The sequence below is a fragment of the Streptomyces sp. NPDC003016 genome (assembly GCF_053591455.1).
The window spans coordinates 17,593-42,711 of sequence record NZ_JBSFTV010000054.1 but is presented as its reverse complement, the minus strand read 5'-3'; the positions used below and the strand labels follow the sequence as shown (position 1 = coordinate 42,711).

General features: G+C 72.1%; 28 protein-coding genes and 1 pseudogene. 14 read left to right on the top strand and 15 right to left on the bottom strand.

Features of this window, described 5'->3' with window-relative positions:
- Window positions 1–183: 183 nt before the first annotated feature.
- Complete coding sequence (locus ACWDZ4_RS31780; protein WP_451511846.1) at window positions 184–621, bottom strand: DUF4442 domain-containing protein; 438 nt, start codon at window positions 619–621, stop codon at window positions 184–186.
- 109 nt (window positions 622–730) lie between these two features.
- Between ACWDZ4_RS31780 and ACWDZ4_RS31775 the strand changes: the two genes are divergently transcribed.
- Both ACWDZ4_RS31775 and ACWDZ4_RS31770 read left to right on the top strand, forming a co-directional pair.
- On the top strand, window positions 731–1,750 hold the full coding sequence (locus ACWDZ4_RS31775; RefSeq protein WP_451511844.1) for a hypothetical protein: 1,020 nt from the start codon (window positions 731–733) through the stop codon (window positions 1,748–1,750).
- A 132-nt stretch (window positions 1,751–1,882) separates the two neighbouring features.
- Window positions 1,883–3,238, top strand: coding sequence for an MFS transporter (locus ACWDZ4_RS31770; RefSeq protein WP_451511843.1), 1,356 nt, complete (start codon window positions 1,883–1,885; stop codon window positions 3,236–3,238).
- Here the strand turns inward: ACWDZ4_RS31770 and ACWDZ4_RS31765 are convergent.
- Window positions 3,200–4,045: a spermidine synthase gene (locus ACWDZ4_RS31765; RefSeq protein WP_451511842.1), complete on the bottom strand. Its 846-nt coding sequence runs from the start codon at window positions 4,043–4,045 to the stop codon at window positions 3,200–3,202. The two genes, ACWDZ4_RS31770 and ACWDZ4_RS31765, sit on opposite strands and share 39 nt — an antisense overlap.
- 140 nt (window positions 4,046–4,185) lie before the next feature.
- Entirely contained in the window at window positions 4,186–5,358 is a 1,173-nt protein-coding gene (gene tuf / locus ACWDZ4_RS31760) for an elongation factor Tu (protein ID WP_451511841.1), read from the bottom strand.
- A gap of 424 nt (window positions 5,359–5,782) precedes the next feature.
- Here tuf and ACWDZ4_RS31755 point away from each other — a divergent pair, with 424 nt between their 5' ends.
- Window positions 5,783–6,547 carry a TVP38/TMEM64 family protein gene (locus ACWDZ4_RS31755; RefSeq protein ID WP_451511840.1) on the top strand — a complete coding sequence of 255 codons (765 nt, stop codon included), beginning with the start codon at window positions 5,783–5,785 and terminating at the stop codon, window positions 6,545–6,547.
- Between the two features lie 147 nt (window positions 6,548–6,694).
- A complete protein-coding gene (locus ACWDZ4_RS31750; RefSeq protein WP_451511839.1) occupies window positions 6,695–7,570 on the top strand; it encodes an undecaprenyl-diphosphate phosphatase in 876 nt (291 codons plus the stop codon).
- 28 nt (window positions 7,571–7,598) lie between these two features.
- On the opposite strand, the pseudogene ACWDZ4_RS31745 reads toward ACWDZ4_RS31750, so the two are convergent.
- Window positions 7,599–8,479 (bottom strand): annotated as a pseudogene (locus ACWDZ4_RS31745) (pentapeptide repeat-containing protein).
- A 123-nt stretch (window positions 8,480–8,602) separates the two neighbouring features.
- Between ACWDZ4_RS31745 and ACWDZ4_RS31740 the strand changes: the two are divergent.
- Window positions 8,603–8,776: a hypothetical protein gene (locus tag ACWDZ4_RS31740; RefSeq protein WP_451511838.1), complete on the top strand. Its 174-nt coding sequence runs from the start codon at window positions 8,603–8,605 to the stop codon at window positions 8,774–8,776.
- 239 nt (window positions 8,777–9,015) lie between these two features.
- Window positions 9,016–9,747, top strand: a complete 732-nt coding sequence (locus tag ACWDZ4_RS31735) for an MBL fold metallo-hydrolase (protein WP_451511837.1) — start codon at window positions 9,016–9,018, stop codon at window positions 9,745–9,747.
- Between the two features lie 115 nt (window positions 9,748–9,862).
- Here the strand turns inward: ACWDZ4_RS31735 and ACWDZ4_RS31730 are convergent, their stop codons facing one another.
- On the bottom strand, window positions 9,863–10,021 hold the full coding sequence (locus tag ACWDZ4_RS31730) for a hypothetical protein (protein ID WP_451511836.1): 159 nt from the start codon (window positions 10,019–10,021) through the stop codon (window positions 9,863–9,865).
- Between the two features lie 59 nt (window positions 10,022–10,080).
- Here ACWDZ4_RS31730 and ACWDZ4_RS31725 point away from each other — a divergent pair, with 59 nt between their 5' ends.
- From ACWDZ4_RS31725 to lnt, 4 genes are all read left to right on the top strand, one after another.
- The gene (locus ACWDZ4_RS31725; protein WP_451511845.1) at window positions 10,081–10,470 is read left to right on the top strand and encodes an alkyl sulfatase C-terminal domain-containing protein; all 390 of its coding nucleotides are present in this window, start codon (window positions 10,081–10,083) and stop codon (window positions 10,468–10,470) included.
- Window positions 10,467–10,928, top strand: a complete 462-nt coding sequence (locus tag ACWDZ4_RS31720; RefSeq protein WP_451511835.1) for a DUF7144 family membrane protein — start codon at window positions 10,467–10,469, stop codon at window positions 10,926–10,928. The genes ACWDZ4_RS31725 and ACWDZ4_RS31720 overlap by 4 nt, the downstream gene beginning before the upstream one ends.
- Before the next feature lie 80 nt (window positions 10,929–11,008).
- Entirely contained in the window at window positions 11,009–11,494 is a 486-nt protein-coding gene (locus ACWDZ4_RS31715) for a DUF1269 domain-containing protein (RefSeq protein WP_451511834.1), read from the top strand.
- A gap of 281 nt (window positions 11,495–11,775) precedes the next feature.
- The gene (lnt, locus tag ACWDZ4_RS31710; protein WP_451511833.1) at window positions 11,776–13,371 is read left to right on the top strand and encodes an apolipoprotein N-acyltransferase; all 1,596 of its coding nucleotides are present in this window, start codon (window positions 11,776–11,778) and stop codon (window positions 13,369–13,371) included.
- Here lnt and ACWDZ4_RS31705 read toward each other — a convergent pair.
- Window positions 13,292–14,200 carry a Gfo/Idh/MocA family protein gene (locus ACWDZ4_RS31705; RefSeq protein ID WP_451511832.1) on the bottom strand — a complete coding sequence of 303 codons (909 nt, stop codon included), beginning with the start codon at window positions 14,198–14,200 and terminating at the stop codon, window positions 13,292–13,294. The two genes, lnt and ACWDZ4_RS31705, sit on opposite strands and share 80 nt — an antisense overlap.
- Window positions 14,201–14,219: 19 nt before the next feature.
- A complete protein-coding gene (locus tag ACWDZ4_RS31700) occupies window positions 14,220–15,494 on the bottom strand; it encodes an FAD-dependent monooxygenase (RefSeq protein WP_451511831.1) in 1,275 nt (424 codons plus the stop codon).
- 78 nt (window positions 15,495–15,572) lie between these two features.
- Here ACWDZ4_RS31700 and ACWDZ4_RS31695 point away from each other — a divergent pair, with 78 nt between their 5' ends.
- From ACWDZ4_RS31695 to ACWDZ4_RS31685, 3 genes are all read left to right on the top strand, one after another.
- Window positions 15,573–16,199, top strand: a complete 627-nt coding sequence (locus tag ACWDZ4_RS31695) for a TetR/AcrR family transcriptional regulator (RefSeq protein ID WP_451511830.1) — start codon at window positions 15,573–15,575, stop codon at window positions 16,197–16,199.
- Between the two features lie 40 nt (window positions 16,200–16,239).
- Window positions 16,240–16,752 (top strand): DinB family protein, encoded by a 513-nt coding sequence (locus tag ACWDZ4_RS31690; RefSeq protein ID WP_451511829.1) that lies wholly within the window; start codon window positions 16,240–16,242, stop codon window positions 16,750–16,752.
- Window positions 16,753–16,978: 226 nt separating this feature from the next.
- Window positions 16,979–17,491 (top strand): hypothetical protein, encoded by a 513-nt coding sequence (locus ACWDZ4_RS31685; protein ID WP_451511828.1) that lies wholly within the window; start codon window positions 16,979–16,981, stop codon window positions 17,489–17,491.
- Between the two features lie 37 nt (window positions 17,492–17,528).
- Here ACWDZ4_RS31685 and ACWDZ4_RS31680 read toward each other — a convergent pair whose 3' ends face one another.
- Together ACWDZ4_RS31680 and ACWDZ4_RS31675 are read right to left on the bottom strand one after the other, a co-directional pair.
- Window positions 17,529–18,005 carry a hypothetical protein gene (locus tag ACWDZ4_RS31680; RefSeq protein WP_451511827.1) on the bottom strand — a complete coding sequence of 159 codons (477 nt, stop codon included), beginning with the start codon at window positions 18,003–18,005 and terminating at the stop codon, window positions 17,529–17,531.
- An 80-nt stretch (window positions 18,006–18,085) separates the two neighbouring features.
- Complete coding sequence (locus ACWDZ4_RS31675) at window positions 18,086–19,063, bottom strand: helix-turn-helix transcriptional regulator (protein WP_451511826.1); 978 nt, start codon at window positions 19,061–19,063, stop codon at window positions 18,086–18,088.
- Between the two features lie 112 nt (window positions 19,064–19,175).
- Here ACWDZ4_RS31675 and ACWDZ4_RS31670 point away from each other — a divergent pair, with 112 nt between their 5' ends.
- Entirely contained in the window at window positions 19,176–19,589 is a 414-nt protein-coding gene (locus ACWDZ4_RS31670) for a DUF3224 domain-containing protein (protein WP_451511825.1), read from the top strand.
- Between the two features lie 9 nt (window positions 19,590–19,598).
- Here the strand turns inward: ACWDZ4_RS31670 and ung are convergent, their stop codons facing one another.
- The 6 genes from ung to ACWDZ4_RS31640 all read right to left on the bottom strand — a co-directional run bounded on the left by ung (window position 19,599) and on the right by ACWDZ4_RS31640 (window position 25,071).
- On the bottom strand, window positions 19,599–20,282 hold the full coding sequence (ung, locus tag ACWDZ4_RS31665) for a uracil-DNA glycosylase (RefSeq protein WP_451511824.1): 684 nt from the start codon (window positions 20,280–20,282) through the stop codon (window positions 19,599–19,601).
- 68 nt (window positions 20,283–20,350) lie between these two features.
- Entirely contained in the window at window positions 20,351–21,931 is a 1,581-nt protein-coding gene (locus ACWDZ4_RS31660) for an ABC transporter substrate-binding protein (RefSeq protein WP_451511823.1), read from the bottom strand.
- 119 nt (window positions 21,932–22,050) lie between these two features.
- On the bottom strand, window positions 22,051–22,818 hold the full coding sequence (locus ACWDZ4_RS31655; RefSeq protein ID WP_451511822.1) for an SDR family oxidoreductase: 768 nt from the start codon (window positions 22,816–22,818) through the stop codon (window positions 22,051–22,053).
- A gap of 44 nt (window positions 22,819–22,862) precedes the next feature.
- Window positions 22,863–23,624: a 3-oxoacyl-ACP reductase FabG gene (gene fabG / locus ACWDZ4_RS31650; protein ID WP_451511821.1), complete on the bottom strand. Its 762-nt coding sequence runs from the start codon at window positions 23,622–23,624 to the stop codon at window positions 22,863–22,865.
- Between the two features lie 164 nt (window positions 23,625–23,788).
- Window positions 23,789–24,175 (bottom strand): DUF3037 domain-containing protein, encoded by a 387-nt coding sequence (locus ACWDZ4_RS31645; protein ID WP_451511820.1) that lies wholly within the window; start codon window positions 24,173–24,175, stop codon window positions 23,789–23,791.
- Entirely contained in the window at window positions 24,172–25,071 is a 900-nt protein-coding gene (locus ACWDZ4_RS31640; RefSeq protein ID WP_451511819.1) for a HipA family kinase, read from the bottom strand. Before ACWDZ4_RS31640 ends, ACWDZ4_RS31645 begins: the two co-directional genes overlap by 4 nt.
- Window positions 25,072–25,119 lie beyond the last annotated feature (48 nt).

The window sequence follows — 25,119 nt, the reverse complement described above, 5'->3', positions numbered from 1 at the left end:
GTTCTCCGCGTGCAGGACCTTGATGCCGTGGAGCTCCAGGATGCCGCTGAGGGCGTAGAGGTTGCGGGCGTCGTCATCGACGACGAGCACGGTACACCGGTGGCGCACGGCGGGCAGCCTACCCGCACCTCACCGCGGCGTGACGGCGTCCGGGAGGTCGCCCCCGTCACACCGGGCCCGCGGTCAGCTGTGGGGACGCAGGGTCCATACGACGGTCATCTCGCCCGTCACGGCGCCGTCCTCACGCCGGATGGAGATCACGACGGGGAACTCGGGGCGCTGTCCGGCGTCGAGCTCCGCGACCACGTCCGCCGCCGGGCGGCCGAGCGTCGCGGTCGCGGTGACCGGTCCCATGGCGAGCTTCTTGTAGCCGATCTCCGCCCTGACGGCGAGCGGCACGGCGCGCGACAGCTGGTCGCCGAAGGCGGCGAGGACGATCGCGCCGCTCGCCGACTCGGCGAGGGTGAACATCGCGCCGGCGTGCGGGCCTCCCACGTGGTTGTGGTAGCCGGCCTGGTCCGGAAGGCGGACCACGGCGCGCTCCTCCGTGGTCTCCAGGAACTCGAGGTTGAGGGTACGGGCCATGGGAACCGTCGCCGCGAGCATGTCGCCGACGGACATCTGATCTGCGCTCATGCGGCGTCAGGTTACCCACGAGTAGGCACGCTTGGCCATCCCCCTCGGGGACGGAGGCAGCGGATCCGGCCGCGCCCCTCTATCGTTACTGGCCATGTGGCCAGGACAGCAGCCGCCCGGGGGCGAGCAGAACCCGCAGGACCAGCAGCACCAGAACCCGTACCGGCAGCCGGGGTACCAGCAGCCGGGGTACCAGCCACCTGCCTACCGGCAGCCGGGCCATCAGCAACCGGGGTACCAGCAGCCCAACCCCTATCAGCAGCCGACGGCCGCGCCCCCGTACGCGCCCTCGGTGCCGCCGGGCGGCCCGCAGCCGCCGGACGGCAACCGGAAGAAGACCACGCTCGTCGCGATCGCCGCGGCCACCGCCGTCGTCGCCGCGGCCGTGATCACCGGCGCGGTGGTGCTGGGGAAGGACGACGAGGACGGCGGCACCCGGGCGGACGGCAAGAAGGCGTCGTCGCCTTCCGCCACCTCCGAGGCCCCCTCCACCCCAGCCCCTCCCGCCTCTCCCCCCGAGAATCCGCGCGGCGGCTCGGTCGAGAAGACCAAGCCGACGATCCCCGGCTGGAAGGTCGTCTCCAACCCGAAGCACGGGACCCGGTTCGACGTACCGCCGGAGTGGGAGGTGCAGGCGCCCGGCATCACCCTCAGCATCTCGGACACCGAGGACCCGGCGGGCAAGCCCCTCATCGGGATGTCGGCACCGGCGTATTTCAAGAACGGGTGGTGCGGCAAGAACACGTTCCTCGGGGCGGCCGGGACCCGGGGTGCGAACGGGGCCCGCACCACGAGCACCGAGGCCGAGGCCGTGGCCGACAACTGGGTGTTCGCCGCGTACGACCAGAAGGAGACCGGCACGTTCAAGGTCTCCAGGGCCACGCCGTTCACCTCCGCGTCCGGGCTCAAGGGCAGTGTGTCCGTCGCCTCCGTCACGGGCGTCGCCAAGAAGGACAAGTGCGACACCGACGGCAAGTCGATCGCCTTCGCCTTCAAGGACGCCGACGGCGACTTCGCCGTCTGGAGCCTCTACACCTCCAAGGGCGTCGACGGCGAGCTCCCCGACGCGACCGTCCGGCGGATCCTCGGAACGGTCCGGCTGATCGAGCCCTGAGCGGAATCGAGCCCCGCGCAGCACTGAGCCCCGCGCAGCTCCGAGTCCCGCGCAGCTCCGAGTCCTGAGCAGAGCTGCCGCCGACGGCACATCGGTTTGGCAACGGCGGCCGGCGCCAGCGATAGTCCGGAAGTGACATCTCCTGCCGCCGTTCCCCGCCGAGCCCGCCGCCCCGAGTGGGCCGGCCGCAACTACACGCTGCTGACCGCCGCCGCGGTCGTGACGAACCTCGGCACCCACGGTGCGTTGATCGCGGCGGCGTTCGCCGTCCTCCAGTCCGGCGGCGACGGCGGTGACGTGGGCATGGTGGCCGCGGCCCGCACCCTGCCGCTCGTTCTGTTCCTCCTCGTGGGCGGCGCGATAGCCGACCGGCTGCCGCGCCACCATGTGATGGTCGCCGCCAACGCGCTCAACTGCCTCTCCCAGGGAGCCTTCGCGCTGCTGGTCCTGACGGGTGATCCCGAGCTGTGGCAGATGATGGTCCTGACCGCCCTCTGCGGTACGGGACAGGCGTTCTTCAACCCGGCGGCCGAGGGCATGCTCCTGTCCAGCGTCAGCGGGGAGCAGGCCAACCGTGCCTTCGCGCTCTTCCGGATGGCCATGAACGGCGCCGGCATCGGCGGCGCGGCGCTCGGCGGCGCGCTGGTCGCCGCGGTGGGGCCGGGCTGGGTCCTCGCCATCGACGCCGCGGCGTTCGCCTTCGCCGGCGCGCTGCGGGCCTTCCTCGACGTGAGCCACATCAAGCCCCGCGAGGCCGGCGGCGGGATGCTCTCCGATCTGCGCGAAGGCTGGCAGGAGGTCGTCGGCCGGCCCTGGCTGTGGAGCATCGTGGCGCAGTTCTCGGTGGTCGTCGCCGTCGTGGGAGCCGCCGAGGCGGTCTACGGGCCGCTGGTCGCCGAGGAGGAACTGGGCGGCGCCGCGCCCTGGGGCCTGGCCCTGGCCGCCTTCGGTCTCGGCACGGTCGGCGGCGCGCTGGTGATGATGCGGTGGAAGCCCCGGCGTCTGCTGTTCGTCGGAACCCTGTGCGTCTTCCCGCTCGCCCTGCCGTCGGCGGCGCTCGCCGTGCCGCTGCCGGCGGCGGGCCTCGCCGCGGTGATGTTCTTCAGCGGTGTCGCGATCGAGGTGTTCGGCGTCTCCTGGATGACGGCGCTCCACCAGGAGATCCCGGAGGAGAAGTTCTCGCGCGTGTCGGCGTACGACTGGTTCGGTTCGGTCGCGATGCTGCCGCTGGCCACGGCGGTGGCCGGTCCCGTCGAGAGCCTCGTCGGGCGCCACGAGGCGCTGTGGGGCTGCGCGGCTCTGGTGGTGCTCGTCACCGCCGCGGTGCTGTTCGTGCCCGACGTACGGAATCTGACCCGGCGTACGCACGGGACGGCGAAGGCGGATGTGCCCGCCCCCTCCCTCGCGCCCGCGCCCTCCCTCCCGCCCTCGCCCGCGCCCGACGTGCCCTCAGCCGATGCCGAAGGCACCACCGGGCGGCTCGGGTGACTCCACCGCGTCCTCGTCCCGTACGGCCGTCGCGCCACCGATGAAGCGCGTCAGCGAAGGACCGCTCTCCACGCGCGCGGGGAAGACGTCCCCGGCGGCCCTGCGGGCCAGGGCCCCCGTGTCGATGGGGGCGTGCGAGGCGACCAGCACCGCGTTGCCGAAACGGCGGCCGCGCAGCACGCCCGGTTCGGCGATCAGGGCGAGCTCTTCGAAGACCGCCGCGAAGGTGGCCAGTTGGGATCGGAGGAAGGCGAACGGCGCGCCGTCCGCGAGGTTGGCCGCGTAGACCCCGCCGGGGCGCAGGACGCGTTCGGCCAGTCGCGCGTACGCGACGGACGTGAGGTGCGCGGGCACCCGGGAACCGCCGAAGACGTCGGCGACGAGTACGTCGGCGGAGGCGGCCGGGGCGTTTTCGAGCCACTGGCGCGCGTCGGCGCCGTGCACCCGTATCCCGGACCCCTCGGCCACCGGCAGGTGCTCGGCGACCAGTGCCAGCAGGCCCCGGTCGGCCTCCACCACGTCCTGGCGCGAGCCCGGCCTGGTGGCCGCCGTGTAGCGGGGCAGCGAGAGGCCGCCGCCGCCGAGGTGCAGTACGTCGAGGGGTAGGCCCCCGTCGGCGGCGCAGTCGACGACATGGGCGAGGCGCCGCGCGTACTCGAACTCCAGATGGGTGGGATCGTCCAGGTCGACGTACGACTGGGGCGCGCCGTCGACCGTGAGCAGCCAGGCCCGCTCCCGGTCCACGTCGGGCATCAGCTTGGCGGTGCCCCGGTCCACGTCCCGGGTCACGGGTATCGGCTCGTCCACCCCACCATTGTGCGGCGCCGGCCGGCCCACCCGGCGCCGGGGAGTGCCGAGCCCTTGCAGAGCCGCGAAGTGTCACGGCGGGAAGGGACGGGCCCGGGGACAGCTCCCCGGCACCCGCCCCGGCCCCGCCCCGGCGCCGCTCAGGCCACGATGCCCGTCACCGTGCCGGCGCCGACCGTGCGTCCGCCCTCGCGGATCGCGAAGCCCAGCCCCGGCTCCAGCGGCACCTCACGGCCCAGCTCGACGGTCACCGTGACCGTGTCGCCGGGGCGCGCGACAGCCGTTTCGCCGAGGTCGATGTCGCCGACGACGTCCGCGGTACGGATGTAGAACTGCGGCCGGTAGCCGCTCGTGACGGGTGTCGTACGGCCGCCCTCCCGTGCCGACAGGACGTACACCTGCGCGGTGAAGCGCCTGCTGGGCACCACGCTGCCCGGCGCCGCCACGACGTGGCCGCGGCGCACGGCGTCGCGCGGCATGCCGCGCAGCAGCAGCGCGACGTTGTCCCCGGCCTCGGCGGACTCCATCGGCTTCCCGAAGGTCTCCAGGCCGGTGACCACCGTTTCGGTCTCCGCGCCCAGCACCTCCACCCGGTCGCCGACCCTGACCGTGCCGCGCTCGACGGCGCCGGTGACGACCGTTCCGCGCCCGGTGATGGTCAGCACGTTCTCGACCGGCATGAGGAACGGCGCGTCCGTGTAGCGCTCCGGGATCGGTACGTACGTGTCCACCGCGTCCAGCAGCGCCTCGATCGCCGCGGTCCAGCGCGGGTCTCCCTCCAGCGCCCTGAGCCCGGACACCCGCACGACGGGCACGGTGTCGCCGCCGTAGCCGTGCGCGGAGAGCAGGTCGCGTACCTCCAGCTCGACCAGGTCGGTCAGCTCCTCGTCGCCCGCGTCGGCCTTGTTGAGCGCGACGACGATGTGGTCGACGCCCACCTGACGGGCCAGCAGGACGTGCTCGGCCGTCTGCGGCATGATCCCGTCGAGCGCGGACACGACGAGGATCGCCCCGTCGAGCTGCGCGGCTCCGGTCACCATGTTCTTGACGTAGTCGGCGTGGCCCGGCATGTCGACGTGCGCGTAGTGCCGGGTGCCGGTCTCGTACTCGACGTGCGCGATGTTGATGGTGATGCCGCGCAGCGCCTCCTCGGGGGCCCGGTCGATGCGGTCGAACGGCACGAAAGTGCCGGTGCCGCGCTCGCTCAGGACCTTGGTGATGGCGGCGGTCAGGGTGGTCTTGCCGTGGTCGACGTGGCCCATGGTGCCGATGTTCAGGTGCGGTTTGGTGCGCACGTATGCCGTCTTGGGCATGGTGATCTTCCTCGGAAGGTCGAAGCGTGATGGGGACCCCTGGGCCTTGCCGACCCTCCCCCTGCGGGGTCCGCCGGACGATCCGGGAAGGGTCAGCTTCGGGCGCCGCCGAAGGGCGCTGCGGCAGCGACTGCCGCGGCTGCGGAAGCGAGGGCTGCGGGGATGCTCGCGGCAGCCTTCGGCGCATCCGCGACTGCGGTCTGCGCTGCGAGGAAGGCGTGCCTGGACATGTCGTCGATCCTCGCCGACGGCCGCCCTCGCGTCGAACGGTTTTCCTTTCCTCTCCGTCTCCCTCCCCGTCCCTTTGAGGCTGGGGGCGGGGAGAAAAAGGGAAGAGACGCGGGGAGGAGGCTCACGGAGCTGTCACGGAGCCGTGCGGTGCGCATTACAGCGATCACACGCGGTTCTCGGTTAGTCTCCCCGGATGCTCGAGCCCGCCGCTTCGCCCGCAGGATTCACCGTCCGGTGCACCAGGACGCTGCTCTCCCCCTGGTCCCGGCTGTCGCTGCTCGTGGTGATGCTCGCGGCGGCGGTGACGACGGTGCTGGTCTTCGAACCGCAGCGGCTGCTGAGCGCGGGCTGGCCGCCCCAGCTGAGCGGTGCGGCGGCCGTCGTGCTGTTCGGCCTCGCGTACGGGGTGTGCACAGCGGCGTTCGTACCGCGGCCGATCCTCAATCTCGCCGCGGGCGCCCTGTTCGGTTCGCAGGCGGGGCTCGTCTCCGCCGTCGCGGGAACGGTCGTCGGCGCCGGAATCGCCTTCGGCCTCGGCCGGGTGCTGGGCCAGGACGCGTTGCGTCCGCTGCTGCGCGGGCGGGCGCTGCTCGCGGCGGACGGCCAGTTGAGCCGGCACGGCTTCCGTACGATGCTGGCCGTCCGGCTGTTCCCCGGTGTGCCCTTCGCCGCCGCCAACTACTGCGCCGCGGTCTCCCGCATGGGGTGGCTCCCGTTCCTCCTGGCGACGGGGATCGGGTCGGTCCCGAACACGGCGGCGTACGTCATCGCGGGGAGCAGCGCCTCGTCCCCGACGTCACCGGCGTTCCTGATCGCCATGGGGTTCATCGCGCTGTCGGGGCTCGGGGCGGCGGTGGTCGCCTGGCGCAAGCGCCACCGCCTGCGCGGCGAGCCCGGCACGTTTGTCCAGCCCGGCAAGCCTGTCCAGCCCGGCGAGTCAGGCAAGTCCGGCGAGTAGTGCCGACGGTTCCGGTCCTGGCCCGGCCGGGTACGCGGACGGGGGCTTCCCGCGGGGGCTGTCGCCGCGGACGATACGCTGCCCAGCGACTGACCTGACCGCATCTGCACGCTGCTGCACAATCACATCCGGGACGGCACTGGCCCCATGAGTTGGTTCGAATCATTCATCCTCGGACTCGTCCAGGGGCTCACCGAGTTTCTGCCGATCTCGTCGAGCGCCCACCTGCGGCTGACCGCAGCCTTCGCGGGCTGGCACGACCCGGGTGCGGCCTTCACCGCGATCACCCAGATCGGCACCGAGGCGGCCGTCCTCATCTACTTCCGCAAGGACATCGCCCGGATCATCTCCGCCTGGTCCAAGTCCCTCGTCGACAAGTCGATGCGCGGTGACCACGACGCCCAGATGGGCTGGCTCGTCATCGTCGGCTCCATCCCCATCGGCGTGCTCGGCGTCACCTTCAAGGACCAGATCGAGGGTCCGTTCCGCGACCTGCGGCTGATCGCCACCACGCTGATCGGCATGGGCATCGTCCTGGGCATCGCGGACCGCCTCGCGGCCCGCGACGAGGCCGGCGGCAAGCACCGTGCGGTCAGGGAGCGCAAGACGCTCAGGGAGCTGGGCGTCAGGGACGGCCTGATCTTCGGCATCTGCCAGGCCATGGCACTGATCCCGGGCGTCTCGCGCTCCGGCGCGACGATCAGCGGCGGCCTGCTGATGGGCTACACCCGCGAGGCGGCGGCGCGCTACTCGTTCCTGCTCGCCATCCCCGCGGTGCTGGCTTCCGGCGTCTTCGAGCTCAAGGACGCCAGTGAGGGCGGCCATGTGTCGTGGGGCCCGACAATCTTCGCGACGATCATCGCCTTCATCGTCGGTTATGCCGTGATCGCGTGGTTCATGCGGTTCATTACGACCAAGAGCTTCATGCCGTTCGTGATCTACCGGGTGCTGCTCGGCATCGCGCTGTTCGTCCTGGTCGGCACCGACACGTTGAGCCCGCACGCGGGCGAGTCGGCGGGCTGACCCGTACCTCTCACCCGTCTCACCCGTCTCACCCATGCGAAGGGCGCGTCAGCGCGGGCGGAAGCCTGGTGCCGGCGTCGCCCTTCGCCGCGTTCAGCTGTGACTGGGTGAGGAAGAAGCTTCCGGTGAGGTCGGCGCCCGAGAGGTCGGCGTCGCGGAGATCGGCTCCGATCAGGTCGGCCACCCGCAGGTCGGCGCCCCTGCGGTCCTTGCTCCGGCGCCCTTTCTTCCCCTTGCCGCTGTCCTGCCCCCTCTGCCCCGTGCCGCCACCCTTCCCGCCGTCCTTCCCGCCGCCCTTTCCGCCGCCCTTTCCGCCGCCCTTTCCGCCGCCTGTGACGCCTGCGCGCACGAGTTCGCTCGTACGCAGGGGGAGAGCGTTGACGCCCTGCCGGTGTGCTGCCACGTCCAGTGCCAGCAGCTCGTCCGGACTGCCCTGCGCGAGGCGCTCGACGGCGGCGAGGGCGGTGCGGAGGTCGCCGTGGAGGGCGCGGGCCGGCTCCAGCTCCAGCGCCTCGTTCAGGTACCAGAGCAGTGCGTGGAGCTGCCGCACGGCCGGGAGCAGGGCGAACATCTGCCGCGCGGTGTCGGGGGCCTGCCGCCAGTCCTGTCCGGCGTAGGTGACCTGGGAGATCCGCTGCCCCGCATCGAAACAGAGTCGTACACAGTGCAGCCCTGGAAGCCCTGGAAGCCCTGGAAGCCCTGCTGCCTCAAGCGCTGGTGGACACCGCAGCGGAAATCGGCCTGGAGGCTCGGGCCGGGCTGCCCGGCGTCCTTGTCGATCGCGAAGTCCGCGGAGGCCGTGAAGGCGAGTGCGACACAACACAGTCCGAAGCAGTTCGCACAGTCGGCCCGCAGGCCGAGGCCGCCTCGGCCGGAGGCGGATATCGCGGGAACGGGCTGCTCGGACAAGGTGTGCGACCTCCTGGCGGGGTGGCGGCCACCGTCGCTCGGCACCCGGCGTCCCACCTCAGTGCGAGGAAAGCCACTGCCGTACTGGTGCCCGCCGTCAGTGCCTCGCCGTAGTCTTGTCGCATGTACCGCTCACCCCCGCCGTCTGGTTCCGTGCGGCCCCTGACCGAGGCGAACGAGGCGATCCGCGCCCTGGTCGAGTCGCGCACGGACGGCTCATGGCCTGCGGACGAGTACGAACTGCTGCTTCTGCAGTGGGACGCGGCCATGCGCGGCGAGGTCGTCGAAGTGGCCTAGCCGGCCCGCGCGGCCCGCGTCCGCCGCGCCCCCGTATCCGTTCCGTCCGGGCCTGCCCTCGTCACCCGTACCGCACCACAGCACAGGACACGTCCGCCACTCCCCCGGAGCATGCTCAACAGCCGTTGAGGCCGTGCGGCGGAGCCGGAGGCTCTGCTGCCGGAGCCGTGCGTCGCCGCCGACCAGTAGGTAAAAATGCCCCAAATGCACCTTTAAGTCATTTACGGTCTACTGGGCGCATGAGCGATCCCCCCTTCCCCGACACCCGGGACTTCGGCAACGCCGACCGCGGCTTTCCGGGGGGCCTCTCGTCCGGCGTCGTCACCGCGGCGGACTCCAGGGCGATCCGGGACGACGACGCCGGTGACTTCCTCAAGGCCGAACACCCCGGCACGGCCCACCCGAGCCTGCGGCGCCAGGCCCGACTCCGCGCCAGGCAGGGCCTGTACGAGGTGACCGAAGGCACCTACCAGGTGCGCGGGCTGGATCTCTCCCCCATGACGCTGGTCGAGGGCGGCCGCGGCGCCGCCGTGATCGACCCCCTGATCTCCGCCGAGACCGCGGCCGCCGTCCTCGCGCTCTGCCGCGAACACCGCGGCGAACGGCCCGTCACCGGCCTGATCTGCACCCAAGCGCACGGCGACCACTTCGGCGGTGCGCGCGGTGTGCTGCCGCGGGGCCACGAGGACGTACCGGTCATCGCACCCGAGGGGTTCCTGGAGCACGCGGTCGGCGAGAACGCCCACGCGGGCAACGCCATGACCCGGCGTGCGATGCGCGTGTACGGCGGCCAGCTGGAGAAGGCGCCCGACGGGCGGACCGGCGCCGGTCCCGGCATGACGACGTCGACCGGCATCCTCACCCTCGTCCCTCCCACGGTCGACATCCCCCGTACGGGCCAGGAGGAGACCGTCGACGGGATCAGGACCGTCTTCCAGGTCACGCCGGGCACCGAGGCCCCGCGGAGATGAACTTCCTCTTCCCGGACCGCCGCGCCCGGTGCCTGGCCGAGAACGCCACGCACCACATGCACAACATCCTGACGCTGCGCGGCGCCGTCGTCCGTGCCGCGCGCCTCTGGTCGCGCTACCTCGACGAGGCGATCGAGATGTTCACCGACGACATCGACGTGGCCTTCGCGTCCCACCACCGGCCGATCCGGGGCCGCGACGAGGTCGTCGAGTTCCTGTCCCAGCAGCGCGACCCGTACGCGTACCTGCGCGACCAGACGCTGCGGATGCTCAACGAGGGGCTCACCGGGAAGAAGAGCGGCGAGGTGACCGCCCAGGCGCGCGGTCACCTCGATCGCGGTCCGCATCGACGGCCCGCGCGCCTGGGCCGAGGACCTCGTCATCGACCTGCGGCTGACCGACGAGGCCCGCCGCCACCGGCTCACCCTCCACAACGGCGCTCTCACCCGGCGCAGCGTCCCGGACGGCTCACCGGTCCGTACCCCCGCGCAGCTGACGCTGACGCTCACCAAGCCGCAGCTGCTCGGCGTCCTCGCGGGCAAGGGCCTGGAAGGCGTCGGCCAGGAGGGCGACCCGCAGGCACTGACCGGGCAGGCTGTTCCGCCTGGTGATCCGGCCCTCGGAGGACTTCGCGATCATCACCCCCTGACGACCGCCCGACCGCCGACCGCCCGTCCCCTCTCCCCGGCACATCACTTCGAGCTTCGAGCGGAGCCGACATGAGCCAGACCGCCCCCACCCCGCCGACCAGCACCTCTTCCCGTACGCCCGGTCCCTCCGGCTCACCGGGCTTTCCCGACGAAGGCCGGGCGTCCGGAAGTTACCTCTTCGCCGGTGTACTGCTGCTCGTCTCGGGCGTGATGGCGGCCCTCCAGGGCATCGCCGCCATCATCGAGGACGGCATGTGGAACGACATCGGCGGCTACGTCTACCGGTTCAACCTCTCCACCTGGGGCTGGATCCACCTCGTCCTCGGCATCATCGTGGCCGTCACCGGCTGGGGCGTGCTCAAGGGGGCGAGCTGGGCCCGGGCCACCGGCATCGTGCTGGCGAGCCTGAGCCTGCTCGCCCAGTTCCTCTTCCTGCCGTACGAGCCGTTCTGGGCACTGGTGATGATCGCGGTGGACGCCCTGGTGATCTGGGCCCTGTGCGCGTACCGGCCGCCGGCCACCGCCCTGTAGTCCCTCGCCGCTCTCGCCGCGCGTCAGGCGTGGCGTTCCCACACATCACGCATTCATCGCACAGTCCTGCGGAGGCTTGCATGGCGACCTTCACCGTCTGGAAATTCGACTCCCCCGGCACGGCCGAGCAGGTCGAGACCACACTGCTCTCGCTGCAGAAGGAAGGGCTGATCAAGGTCAACGACGCGGCGGTGGTGAGCTGGGCCGACGGCGACAACAAGCCGAAGACCAAGCAGCTCAACGACCTCGTCGGCGTCGGCGCCCTCTCCGGCACGTTCTGGGGCATGCTCTTCGGACTGATCTTCTTCGTTCCGCTGCTGGGAGCCGCGATCGGCGCCGCGGCGGGCGCCCTGGGCGGCAGGCTCACCGACGTCGGCATCGACGACGACTTCATCGAGCAGGTCAAGGCGGAGGTCGCGCCGGGCGCTTCGGCCCTCTTCCTGCTGTCCCAGGACGCGGTGACCGACCGGGTCCGCGACGCGTTCCCCACCGGCCACGCGGAACTGGTGCACAGCAACCTCGACCGCGAGGCCGAGGCGAAGCTCCGCGAGGTCTTCGCGACCTGACCGGCGCCGACCGGACCACCACGCCCGGCCTACTCCGGACCGCCTGCCTCGGACCGCCTGCCCGGCCACCGCACCGCCGGCGGCCACCACGCCGCCGGCGGCCGCGCTCCGTGGCCGTGCGGGAGAAGCGGCGGCGCCCCACGCGCTGACGTGCGGGAAAGCCCGTTACGTCCGGGCCGCTGCGGGCACACTGTCCGCGATCGCCGCCTTCCCCCACACTGGTGGCAGGGACTGCTCCCGGACCCCTTACCGGGCAGAGCGGCAGGACGAGGAGGCGCCGCATGCGGATTCCGGCCGGCCGGCGGGAGTGGCTGTCGTCGCCCTGGTGGCGCGGCGGCGCCGCGGTGGCGCTCGGGGCACTGCCCGCGCTCGCCTTCCCCGCGCCCTCCCTCCGGTGGTTCGCGTACGTCGCCCTGGTGCCGTGGATGCTGCTGATCCGTTCCGCGCCGACGGGCCGGCGGGCGGCGCTGGACGGCTGGCTCGGCGCCACCGGCTTCATGATCGCCGTACATCACTGGCTGATGCCGAGCCTGCACGTGTTCATCGTGGTCCTGGCGGCGCTCCTCGCACTGCTGTGGCTGCCCTGGGGGTGGCTGGTCAGGTCGATGCTGGGCGGGGCGCCGTCGGCCCGCCGCGCGACGGCCGCGCTCGTCGTCGTCCCCTCCGGCTGGCTGATGGCCGAACTGGTCAGGTCCTGGCAGGGCCTGGGCGGCCCGTGGGGGCTGCTCGGTTCGAGCCAGTGGGAGGTCGCCCCCGCGCTGCGGCTGGCTTCGGTGGGCGGCGTCTGGCTGGTGAGCCTGCTGGTGGTCGCGGTCAACACCGGCGTCGTCGTGCTGGTGTCCGTGCGCCGGGCCCGTACACCCGTGGTGGCCGCGGCGGTGGCCTGCGCTGTCGCGGTGGGCGCCGTGTGGGCGTGGGCACCGCGCCCCGAGCCGTCGGGCCGGGCGCGTGTCGCGGTCGTACAGCCCGGTGTCGTCGACGGCGCCGGGGCCCCCGAGCGGCGCTTCGCGCTCAGCGAGGCGCTCACCCGTGACCTGGCGGGGCAGGATCTCGACCTGGTGGTGTGGGGCGAGAGCAGCGTCGGCACGGATCTGACCGAGCGCCCCGACCTCGCGGCCAGGCTCGCCGCCCTCTCCCGGGCGGTCGGCGCCGAAGTGCTCGTCAATGTGGACGCACGCCGCTCCGACCGGCCCGGCATCTTCAAGAGCTCGGTCCTGGTCGGCCCGGAGGGCGTCACCGGCCGGCGCTACGACAAGATGCGCCTGGTCCCCTTCGGCGAGTACGTCCCGGCGCGTTCCGTGCTCGGCTGGGCGACCTCGGTGGGCAAGGCGGCGGGCGAGGACCGCAGGCGTGGCACGAGCCCCGTGGTGATGACGCTCTCCGGAAGCGGCGCCGCCGACGGGCTGCGCGTCGGTCCTCTGGTGTGCTTCGAGTCGGCTTTCCCCGACATGAGCAGGGAGCTGACCCGAAGCGGCGCGCAGATGCTGGTCACCCAGTCGGCGACCTCGACGTTCCAGGACAGCTGGGCGCCCGAGCAGCACGCCTCGCTCGCGGCGCTGCGGGCCGCCGAGAACGGACGCCCGGTGGCGCACGCCACGCTCACCGGCGTCAGCGCGGTGTTCGGCCCCGGCGGCGAGCGGGCCGGCCCGCCGCTGGGGACGGACCGGAGCGCTTCCGCGGTGTACGGCGTCCCGCTGGCCCGGGGTACGACGGCGTACGTCGAGTTCGGCGACTGGGCCGTCCACGGCGCGCTCGCCGTGCTGGTCCTGCTGGGCGCGGCCGAGGGGGTACGGGCCCTCAGGCGGCCCGCTGCTCCTCGGCCGCCCGCACCACCCGCTCGCACAGTTCGTGAGTCAGCAGCGCGTCCCGGGCGCTGAGCGGCTTTCCGGCCCGTACGGCGTCGAGGAAGGAATGGACGCACTGCTCGATGCCGCGCTGGTGGGCCACCGGCACCCAGTCACCGCGGCGGCGGACGGTCGGCTGCCCCTTGTGGTCGACGACCTCGGCGAGGTTGACGACCTGGCGCTTGGCGTCCTGGCCGGAGACTTCGAGGATCTCCTCGGTGGAACCGTTCATCCGGTTCATGGTGCCGATGGCGGTGAACCCGTCGCCGGAGAGCTGGAGGACCACGTGGTGCACCAGGCCCTCCACGACCCGGGCGCGCACGTCGACGTGGCCGACCGTGCCGGGGACCAGGAAGCGCAGGGTGTCGACGACGTGGATGAAGTCGTCGAGGACGAGGGTGCGCGGGTCCTCGGGCAGGCCGACGCGGTTCTTCTGCATGATGATCAGGTCGCGCGGGTGCTCGGCGCACTGCGCGTACCCGGGCGCGAAACGGCGGTTGAAGCCGACGGCGAGGCTGACGCCGCGCTCCTCGGCGAGCCGCACCAGCCGCTCGGACTCGGCGAGTTCGTACGCGAGCGGCTTGTCGACGTACGTCGGTACGCCGGCCTCCAGGAGCCGGGTCACGATCTCGGGGTGCACGGCGGTGGGCGCGTGCACGAAGGCGGCGTCCAGGCCCTGGCCGAGCAGCGCGTCGAGGCCGGTGTGGCACCGCGCGTCGGGGATGCGGTAGGTCGCGGCGACCCGGGCGAGGGTGGCGGGGGTGCGGGTCTGCAGGTGCAGTTCGAGCCCCGGCCCGGTGGTCAGTACCGGCAGATACGCCTTCTGCGCGATGTCTCCGAGCCCGATGACGCCGACCTTCACTGGGGGTCTCCCTCACGCTCTAACGCTGTGCCTGACGGTCCCGGACCTGCGGGTCCGGTGCCCCGGCAGCATACGTGTGCTGCGGCGGCAGCCAGTCGGTGATGCCGTCGAAGGCGCGCAGGGCCAGACCGGGGCCGAAGCCGGCGAGCCTCATCAGGGTGTCGCGCAGGGCGGCGCCCGGGGCGCTGCGGACCGACATCAGCCCGGCGATCCTCGCGGACTTGCGGACGATGCCGGTGGTACGCGGCAGCCGCTCCGCGGAGTACGCCGCCAGGCCGGTCCCGATGCCACCCGCGTCCGGGAGGTGGTGGGCGAGGACGATGCCGTCCTCGATGGCCTGGTTGCCGCCCTGGCCCAGGGTGGGGGCCATGGCGTGCGCGGCGTCGCCGAGCAGCGCGGTCCTGCCGCGGTGGAAGGCGGGCAGCGGCGTGATGAGGTGGTGCACGTCGTGCCGCAGGACCCCGTCGGGCCCGGCCGCGGCGACGATCTCGGGGACGGGGCTGTGCCAGTCGCCGAACCTGCGCAGGAGTTCGGCCTTCTCGCCGTCGGGCGAGTGGCCTCCGGCGGGGACCGCGGCGGCGGCGTACGCGTAGATCCGGCCGTCCAGGAGCGGCTGACTGCCCCAGAGGGCGCCGCGGCCCCAGGTCTCGTGCGGCGCGAAGGAGGCAGCGGTGGTGGCCGGCACGACCATGCGCCAGGTGGTGATTCCGGCGTAGGCGGGGCCGGGGTGGTCCGGGAAGAGGGCGCGGCGCAGCGCGGAATGGACACCGTCGGCGCCGACGACGAGGTCCGCCTCGATGTCCCCGTCGGGGGTGGTGACGACGGCGGCGCGGCCGCCCGCCACTCCGGGATCGGCGAGCGTCGCGGGCGATCCGGTGCGCAGCGCCCCGCCGGGCAGTCGGGCGGCGATGCGGTCGATCAGGGTGGCGCGGTGGACGAGGACGAGGGGACCCCCGAAGCGCTCGGTGGCGGCGGAGCTGTTCGTACGGGCGAGCCAGCGGCCGCTGGGGGAACGCATGCCGCCGTCGCCCTGCCAGGCGGCCAGCTCGCGGATCTCCTCGCCGAGGCCGATGACGTCGAGGGCGTGGTGTCCGTTGGGAGCGAGGCCGATTCCGGCGCCGGCCGCCTCCACGGCCACCGCGCGTTCCAGGACGGTGACCTGCCAGCCGCGCTGGTGCAGGGCGACGGCGGCGGTCAGCCCGCCGATCCCGCTTCCCACGACGACGGCGCGGGGCTGTGGCTGGGTCTGGGGTTCGGGCCGGAGCTCGGGCTGGGAGTCGGAAGTGATGGCCATGGCTCCTCCTCGGCAACTACATCTGTAGTGACTCCTTCACCGTACTACAGGTGTAGTTGCGGGCGGTAGGCTGCTCCCATGACCGCACGCGCCGCCGCCGCGGGCCGCTCCCGGCCCGAGCTGATCACCGACACCGCCCTGGCCCTGCTCGTGGAGCGCGGCATGCGCGGACTCACCCACCGGGCGGTCGACGAACGCGCCGGGCTCCCCCAGGGCTCCACGTCCAACTACGCCCGTACACGTCAGGCCCTGCTGGAGGCGACGGTGCGCCGGCTGGCCGAACGTGAGGCGCAGGTGCTCGCCCTCGACGGGGTGCCCGCCCCGTCGGCCGGTCTCGACGGCGTCGTCGGGGCCCTCGCGGTCGCCCTCCACCGCCACCTGACCCACCACCGCGAACTGCTCGTGGCCCGCTACGAACTGGGGCTCGAAGCGACGCGCCGGCCCGAGTTGCGCGAGTTCTACGACGCGACCGGCCGACACCGGTTCCGGGAGCCGCTCAACGCGCTGATGGCGGCGGCGGGTTCACGGGAGCCGGAGCGGCACGCCCTGTCACTGGCGGCCTGGTGCGAGGGGCTGATGTTCTCCTGCGCGGTCGGTTCGTACCACTCCGCGGTACCCGACGAGGAGGAATTGCGCCGGGGATTCGGCGAATTGCTGCGCGGCATGCTCGGCACGCCCGGCACGCCCGGTACGTCCGACGCATAAGCGATGGCATCGGGCAGGCAGGTGAGCGACGATGATCACCATGACGAATCCTGAGCGCGTCCGCCCCTCCACCACCGCCGGTGAACGCGAGATGCTGGAAAGCTGGCTGGAGTTCCACCGCGAGACGCTGGCCCTCAAGTGCGCGGGCCTCAGCGAGGAGCAGCTGCGGAAGACGGCCGTGGAGCCTTCGGACATGTCGCTGCTCGGTCTCGTACGGCACCTGACGGAGGTCGAGCAGGGCTGGTTCCACCGGGTCCTGGCCGCCGAGGACGTGCCCCGGCCCTACAGCAGCGACGGGAATCCGGACGGGGACTTCCACTTCACCGACCGGGACACCTGGGCGCAGGCGCACACCGCCTGGCGCGAGGCGGTCGGCCGGTCGCGCGAGCTGGCCGCGACGCGCTCGCTCGACGACCTGATGGAGGGCAGGCACCGCAGCGGAAGGACGTACAGCCTCCGCTGGATCTACGTCCACATGATCGAGGAGTACGCCCGCCACAACGGCCACGCCGATCTCCTCCGCCAGCGCATCGACGGCGCCACCGGGGAGTAGCCCGTGGTGCTCGCGGCCCCGCCGCGAGCGGGTCCGTGCCGTGCGAGCTCCGGCCGGCGGGCGGAGCCGAAGCGTCGGGCCCGGCCGGCGGCCGGGGCCTCGGGAAGGGCCGGGGAGGGGCAGGAGAGGAACCCTCCGCCGGACACCACCGTCCCGGATCACTCGTGCGGGCCAATCTCCCCCGGCGGTCTCCCCAAACCGCCTCGGGCCCAGCAGAGTTGCGCGGGTGCACCGAACGAGAACCACAGCGAAGCTCCTCATGGGAGTGGCCGTCTCGGCCGTCTCCGTCTCCGCCACCGGATGCGTGGCGGTGGAACCACGACCCGCTCCCGTACCCGTCGCGGACGCGCCGCCGCTCTCCCCGAACGTGAAGCCGCAGATCGTGCAGGCTCCCGCCCGCGAGGCCCTGGACGCCGCGCTCGAACCCCCGCGGGAGGCCGCGCCCCGGGCCGAGCCGCGCGAGGCCCCCGCGGCACGCCGTACCGGGGCGCCCGCGCCCGCCCGCCGCGCGGCCCCGGCCCCGGCCCCCGCCCCCGCCCCGGCACGGCCCGCTCCCGCGCCTCCCGCCGCCCCCGCGCCCCCCAGGGCCGTCGTACCGGCGGTGCCGCGCGTCCTGCCCTCCCTGCCCGCTCCCGCCACGGGCGCGGGCACGGACGTGTGCGCGCTCGGCGAGGGGTACGGCGGATGGCGTCCCGGCAGCGCCGAGGCCCGCATCTGCCGTGACGTGTCCGGGCGTTGACGGACCGGCCCCCGCCGCATCCCCCTCACTCACCCGCTCACCCCTCCTCTTCCAGGAGTCTCCGCTCGAGGCGGTCGACAGCCGCCCGCACACCGTCCCCGTAACCGTCGTCCCCCAACGCGTCGAACGCCGCCCGCGCCCGCATCAGATGGGTGCGCGCGGCGTCCGGACGGCGCAGTTTCAGGTAGTCGGCGGCGAGGTTGAGATGGAGCGAGGGGTAGAACCCGCGCACCGCGACCGAGGAGTCGTGCCGGGCGACCCGCTCGTCGGTCAGCCCGTCGGCGGCGGCCAGCGCCCTCAGGTCCCAGGCCAGTTCGTCACCGGCGTCGTCCTGCGTGTCCGCCATGTAGTGCGCGAGCGTGCAGCGGTGGAACGGGTCCCCGTCCTCGCCGATCTCCGCCCACAGCTCACCGAGGCGGTTGCGCGCCTCCTCGCGGTCGCCGGCGTGGAGAAGCATGACCGCCTGCCCGATCCGCACCATCGTGGCGTCCTCGGACATCTCCTGCTGCTCCATCGCCGTGTTCTCCTGTCACCCGCACACGCACAGCCAATACCGACGGTCCCGACGCTAGCCCCCGCCACTGACCATCGGGCTCAGGCTCGGGCTGCGCCCCGGTACCGCTGAGCCAGGCCGGTGACCGTGCGGGCCACCTCCGCGCGCAGTTCCGGCGGGCCCAGCACCTCGATCTCCAGCCCCAGCCGCAGCAGGTCCCCCAGCGCCACGGGCAGCGCCTCGACGCGCAGTACGGTCTCGGCCCACCCCTCCTCGTCCGGCGGCCCTGCGGCCCGCACCGCCTCCGCACCGGCCGCCCCGCACTGCACGGGCAGCAGCCTCATGCCGCGCGGGGACACCCGCAGCCGGGCCTCGCCGCGCAGCACCCCGGCCTCCATCCGGCGTGAGCTCTCCTGCCAGTACGCCGCCAAATGGAACCCGGCCGGCCGCTCGAAGGGCTCCTCCAGCGTCTCCACAGCGAGCATCCGCGACACCCGGTAGGTACGGACCGACTCCCCCGCGCCCGCCACGAGGTACCAGTTGCCGCCCTTGAGCACGACGCCCAGCGGCCCCAGTTCGCGGTGCACGTCGCCGCGCCAGCTCCGATAGTGGACGCGCAGCATCCGCTGCCGCCAGACCGCCCCGGCGACCTCCGCGAGGTACGGCGTGGGGTCGGCGTCACGGAACCAGGCGGGGGCGTCGAGGTGGAACCTCTCCTGCACACGCCGGGTGCGCTCGCCCAGGCCGTCGGGCAGCGCGGCCCCCAGCTTGAGCCGCGCCGTCGCCAGGTCGGCCGCCAGGCCCAGCTCCGCCGCCGCCTCGGGCATGCCGGCGAAGTGCAGTGATCCGGCCTCGTCGCCCGTCAGGCCGGTCAGCCGGGTGCGGTAGCCGTCCATCAGACGGTAGCCGCCGGCCGGGCCGCGGTCGGCGTACACCGGCACTCCGGACGCGCCGAGCGCCTCGACGTCCCGGTAGACGGTACGGACGGAGACGCCCAGCTCGGCGGCGAGTTCGGGCGCGGTCATCCGGCCGCGGTTCTGCAGCAGGAGGAGCAGGGAGAGCAGTCGGTCGGCGCGCATGGGCCAAGTCTGCCCCCGTACCTGACAGAAGGTGTCAGGTACGGACGGGAAGCTGGTTCCCGGGAGCGCGGGGAGTCTCGCGCCGGATTCCCGGATCTTGAGAGGAACCTCCATGACCGTAGAGACGCAGGCCGCCGGAAGCTTCACCTTCACCGGCTGGGAGGAGCACCCGGTCGCCGGGGCGGAGGAGGGCCCCAGGCTGGCCCGCGCCTGCGTCACCAACGTGTTCACCGGCGTCATCGAGGCCGCCGCGACCTCGTGCGAGTACGCCATCGCGTACCTGACCGGGAAGACCGGTGTCTTCACCGGTTACGAGCTGATCAGCGGCTCCGTGGCCGGCCGCGAGGGGACCTTCGCCGTCGAGGAGCGGGGCGCCTTCAGCGACGACGGCTCGGTCCACTGCACCTTCGAGGTGGTGCCGGGCTCGGGCACCGGCGGGCTCGCCGGGCTGAGCGGGACGGGCGGCTTCACCGCGCACCACGGCGAACCGGCCGTCCCGTACACCTTCACCTACGGCCTGGGGTGACCGGACCGGTCAGCCCAGGTTCGGCAGGGTCCAGTCGACGGGCTGGTGGCCCTGGGCGGCGACCGCCTCGTTGATCTGCGTGAAGGGGCGGGACCCGAAGAACTTCTTCGCCGACAGCGGCGAGGGGTGCGCGCCCTTCACCACCGCGTGCCGCTCCTCGTCGATCAGCGGAAGCTTCTTCTGCGCGTAGTTGCCCCAGAGCACGAAGACCGCCGGGTCGGGCCGCGAGGCCACGGCGCGGATCACCGCGTCCGTGAACTTCTCCCACCCCTTGCCCTTGTGGGAGTTGGCCTCGCCGGCCCGCACGGTCAGCACGGCGTTGAGCAGCAGGACGCCCTGCTCCGCCCACGGCATCAGATATCCGTTGTCCGGGACCGGCGTGCCCAGCTCCGCGTTCATCTCCTTGTAGATGTTCCGCAGGGACGGCGGCACCTTGACGCCCGGCCGCACCGAGAAGCACAGGCCGTGGCCCTGTCCCTCGCCGTGGTAGGGGTCCTGTCCGAGGATCAGGACCTTCACCCGGTCGTACGGCGTGGCGTCCAGGGCTGCGAAGACCTCTTCGCGCGGCGGGTAGACCGGCCCGTTCTCCCGCTCCTTCTCGACGAACTCGGTGAGCTCCCTGAAATAGGGCTTCTGCAGCTCGTCTCCGAGGACGCCGCGCCAGGACTCGGGCAGCATGTCGGTGTCGGTCACGTCAACAACCTCCGGTAAGCGATCAGCTCTTCACCGAAGAACTTACCCGCGGCCACTGACAGCGGCCGCTACCAGCTGGTCTTCCTGTGCAACTGCCACACCTGCATGATCGTCTGCGGGTCCAGTGCCCGTTCGGCGCCCGCGATGTCGTCGGAGGCGCCGACGTACAGCTTGCCCTGCCACAGCGGCAGCAGGCGGACGTCCTTGAGCAGGATCTCCTGGGCGCGCCCGAACTGCTCGCCCACCGCGGCGCGGTCGCTCTCCTGCCGTGTCTTCGGCAGCAGGCTGGCCGTGATCTCGGGCGTCTCGTACGGCGTACCGACCGCGTTCTCCTCGCCGACGAAGGGAGCGACGAAGTTGTCCGGGTCCGGGAAGTCGGGGGACCAGCCGCGGCCGAAGACCGGGAACTCGCCCTTCTGGTAGCCCTTCTGGAACGTGTTCCAGGGACGGTGCTTGAGCGTGATCCGGAACAGTCCGGACGCGTCCAGCTGCCGCTTCAGCTCGGCGAACTCCAGTGCGGTGGCCGATCCGTACCGGTCGGAGGTGTACCAGAAGGTGAGCGGGACGGGCTCGGTGATGCCCGCCTCGGCCAGTATGTTCCGCGCCTTCGGCGCGCTCGGCTCGCCGTAGGTGTCGAAGAAACTGGTCGCGTGGCCCGCGACACCGTTCGGAATCATCGAGTAGAGGGGCTCCGCGGTGCCCTTGTAGACCTTCTCGACGAGAGCGCCCCGGTCGATCACCTGGGCGACGGCCCGGCGGACCGCGGGGTTGCGTGCGGCCGAGTCCTTGGGGTTGAACACCAGGTAGCGGATCTCGGCGCCGACGGCCTCGACGACCTGGAGCTCCTTCTCCTTCGGCTGGTCCTGCAGGTCGATGACCTGCTCCGCGGTCAGACCGCGGAACGTCGCGTCGATCTCCTTCTTCTTCAGCGCTTCCACCATCACGGCGGAGTCCTTGAAGTAGCGGATCGTGACGGCATCGTTCTTGAGCTCGGCGAACCCGTCGTACTTCGGGTTCCTCACCAGCTCGGCCGTCCTGCCCGGCTTGTACGAGGCGAGGGTGTACGGACCCGAACCGGTCAGCCCGTTGTCCTCGCGGAGCTTGCTCTTCGGGTAGTCCGCGGGGCTCACGAGGGACATCGCGGGCGTCGCGAGAACGAACGGGAAGGTGGCGTCCGGCTTGTTGAGGTGGAAGGTGATTTTCCGGTCGCCGCTCGTCCCGACCCTGTCCAGGCTGCTCAGGAGCCCGCTGGGGCCGCCGTTCACGCCGATCGCGGAAATGCGGTCGATCGAGTGCTTCACGGCCGCGGCGTCGAGCCTGGTCCCGTCGGAGAAGACGAGGCCCTCGCGGAGCGTGCAGCTGTACACCTTGTTCGAGCTGTCCGTGAAGGAGCACTTCTCGGCGGCGTCGGGCTCCGGTGCGGCGCTGCCCACGGGGTAGCTGACCAGCGTCTGGAAGACGTTCCGGTACAGCTCCCAGGAGCCGTCCCACGCGCCGGCCGGATCGAGCGTGCTGGGCGTGCTCGTCGTACCGACAGCGAGCTTCTGCTCCGTATCGGACTGATCACCGGACAGCATCCCGCATCCGGTCAGCAGGGATATGGACGCAAGGGCTGCAACGGACTGCAGACGTCTGGTCCGGTTGAACACGTGCACGCTCCTCGATCAGCCATGGGTCGGCAGACCATACCGCAGCGCCCTGCCGGGTCAACGGGCAGACCCGGCAGGGCACTTGTGAACAATCCAGAGTAAAAGCGGAGTAAAGCGACTCAGCCCACGCCGGCGTTCAGGAAGATCCCGCCGTCGACCACCAGGGTCTGTCCCGTGATCCAGTCCGACTGGTCCGAGGTGAGGAAGGCTGCAGCTCCCCCGATGTCCTCGGGGACACCGAGCCGTCCCAGCGGGTACGCCGCGGCGGCCTCCGCCTCGCGGCCCTCGTAGAGCGCCTGGGCGAACTGGGTCTTCACCACGGCGGGCGCGATCGCGTTGACCCGTACGGTCGGCGCGAACTCGTGCGCCAGCTGGAGGGTCAGGTTGACCATAGCCGCCTTGCTCATGCCGTACGCGCCGATGAAGGGCGAGGCGGAGATGCCGGCGATCGAGGCGATGTTGACGATCGCCCCGCCGTTCTCCTTCTGCCACGCCTTCCAGGTGTGCTGCGCGAACCCGAGCGCGGAGACCACGTTGGTCTCGTAGACCTTGCGGACGACACCCAGGTCCAGCTCGGCGATCGGTCCGAAGACCGGATTCGTGCCGGCGTTGTTGATCAGGAAGTCGACCCGTCCGAACGCCTCCATGGCGCGCTCGACCGCGATCGCCTGGTGCGCCTCGTCGTGGGCCTTGCCCGCGACGCCGATCACCCGGTCCGCGCCGAGCTTCTCCACGGCCTCCTTGAGCGCGTCCTCGCCGCGCCCGGTGATGCACACCCGGTCGCCGCGGGCGACGAGCGCCTCGGCGACGCCGTAACCGATGCCACGGCTCGCGCCCGTGATGAGCGCGACCTTCCCGCTGTCCCGTACCTCTGCCCCAGCAGCCATGTTCCTCAGTCCCTCCTCGGTTGAGCGGTGAGAGTCGAGCGGCGTCAGTTGAGCGGGCCGCCGGCGACGTACATGACCTGGCCGGAGACGAAGCCGGCGTCCTCGCCCGTGAAGAAGGCGATGGCGTTGGCGATGTCGTCCGGCGTGCCGACGCGCTGCACCGGGATCTGGGTGGCGGCCGCGGCCTGGAACTCCTCGAAGCCCATGCCCACGCGGGCGGCGGTCTGCGCAGTCATCTCGGTGACGATGAAGCCGGGCGCGACGGCGTTGGCCGTGATGCCGAACTTGCCGAGTTCCTTGGCGAGGGTCTTGGTGAAGCCCTGCAGACCGGCCTTGACGGCGGAGTAGTTCGCCTGGCCCCGGTTGCCGAGCGCCGAGGAGCTGGAGAGGCTGACGATACGCCCGAACTTGGCGTCCACCATGTGCTTCTGGCAGGCCTTGGCCATCAGGAACGCACCCTTGAGGTGCACGTTCATCACGGTGTCCCAGTCGGACTCGCTCATCTTGAAGAGCAGGTTGTCGCGCAGGACGCCCGCGTTGTTCACGAGGATCGTCGGCGCACCGAGCTCGGTGACGACGCGCGCGACGGCGGCCTCGACCTGGGCGCCGTCGGAGACGTCACAGCCGACGGCGAGGGCGGTGCCGCCCGCCGCGGTGATCTTCTCGACGGTGTCCTTGCACGCGGCCTCGTCGAGGTCGAGTACGGCGACGGCGCGGCCCTCTGCCGCCAGTCGGACCGCGGTGGCGGCGCCAATGCCGCGCGCCGCCCCGGTCACGATCGCGACGCGCTGCTCGGTGGTGGACATGCTGGTTCTCCTCGCCCTCGGGTGCGGCCGCTCAGCCAGGTCGACCGAGAGTGAGTTCCCGATCACTGAGCAACCGCTTAGTAGCTTCAGCAGACGTGACGCTAGAAGCGATGGCACGCGGTGTCAACGGCCCGAGGAACGACCCGCGGAATCAGTAGTGCGGATCACCGCACCAGCAGGTCGAGCAGACGCTCGACCTCGGCCTCCGGATCGGCCGTCAGCCCCGTGTGCACGGGCCCCGGCTGCACGACGGTGCTGCGCGGCGCGATCAGCCAGCGAAAGCGCCGCCCCGCGTCGTCGCCCGCCGCCTGCCCGGCCCCTTCCCCTCCTCCGCAGACACCTTCCACGGCGCGCAGGGCGGCCCGTACGCCCGCCACGTCGGCGCCGGGGTCCAGCGCCTTCAGCTTGGCCTCGTCCAGGTGGGTCCTGACGGCGACGAAGGACTTGGCGCGGCAGTAGACGAGCACGCCCGCGTTGAACATTTCGCCGCGCTCCACGCGCGGCACGACGCGCACCAGCGCGTATTCGAAGACGTCCCGCTCGGTGCTCACTTGCCGCCGTCCTTCTCGGGCCGCCCGGCCCGCTCGCCCTGCCCGGCCCGCCCGGCCCGCTTGTCCTGCCCGGTCGCGTGCGGCCGCGGCGCCAGGCGGTCCGCCAGCCAGCCGGGAGCCTGCGACGGCCTGCCCTTGGTCGGCGCGCCGAGGGTGATCCGGTCGTGGATCGTCGCGGCGCGCGGCAGCAGCGCGTCGACGTACGCGCGGCGGAGCGCCTCGGTGCTCTCGAAACCGGGCTCGTCGACCAGCCATTCGGCCGGCACCTCGGCGGTGACCTCGGTCAGCAGTTCCTCGGTGACCAGCGGCGCGAGTTCGGCGGCCGCGGCCGCGACGTCGGGACCGAAGGACGCGAGGACGTGGTCCGAGGCGTTGTACGGCTTCGCGGACGCGCTCCGGGCGGTCGGCCAGTTGTGGTGCCAGATCATGGTGGCGCCGTGGTCGATGAGCCAGAGGTCCCCGTGCCAGACGAGCATGTTGGGGTTGCGCCAGGAGCGGTCGACGTTGTTGATCAGCGCGTCGAACCACACCACCCGGCCCGCCTCGGCCGGATCCACCTCGTACGCGAGCGGGTCGAAGCCGATCGAGCCGGGCAGGTAGTCCATTCCGAGGTTCAGCCCGCCGCTCGCCTTGAGCAGTTCCTGGACCTCCTGGTCCGGCTCGGCCAGACCGATGACCGGATCGAGCTGGATGGCGACCAGTTCGGGGACGCGCAGCCCGAGCCTGCGGGCCAGTTCCCCGCAGACGACTTCGGCGACCAGGGTCTTGCGGCCCTGCCCCGCGCCGGTGAATTTCATGACGTACGTCCCGAGATCGTCGGCCTCGACGATCCCGGGGAGCGAGCCGCCCTCACGCAGGGGCGTGACATAGCGGGTTGCTGCGACCTCTTTCAACACTTTCCTAGGCCACCCATCTCTTCAGCCTTACAATCCACGGACGACTTC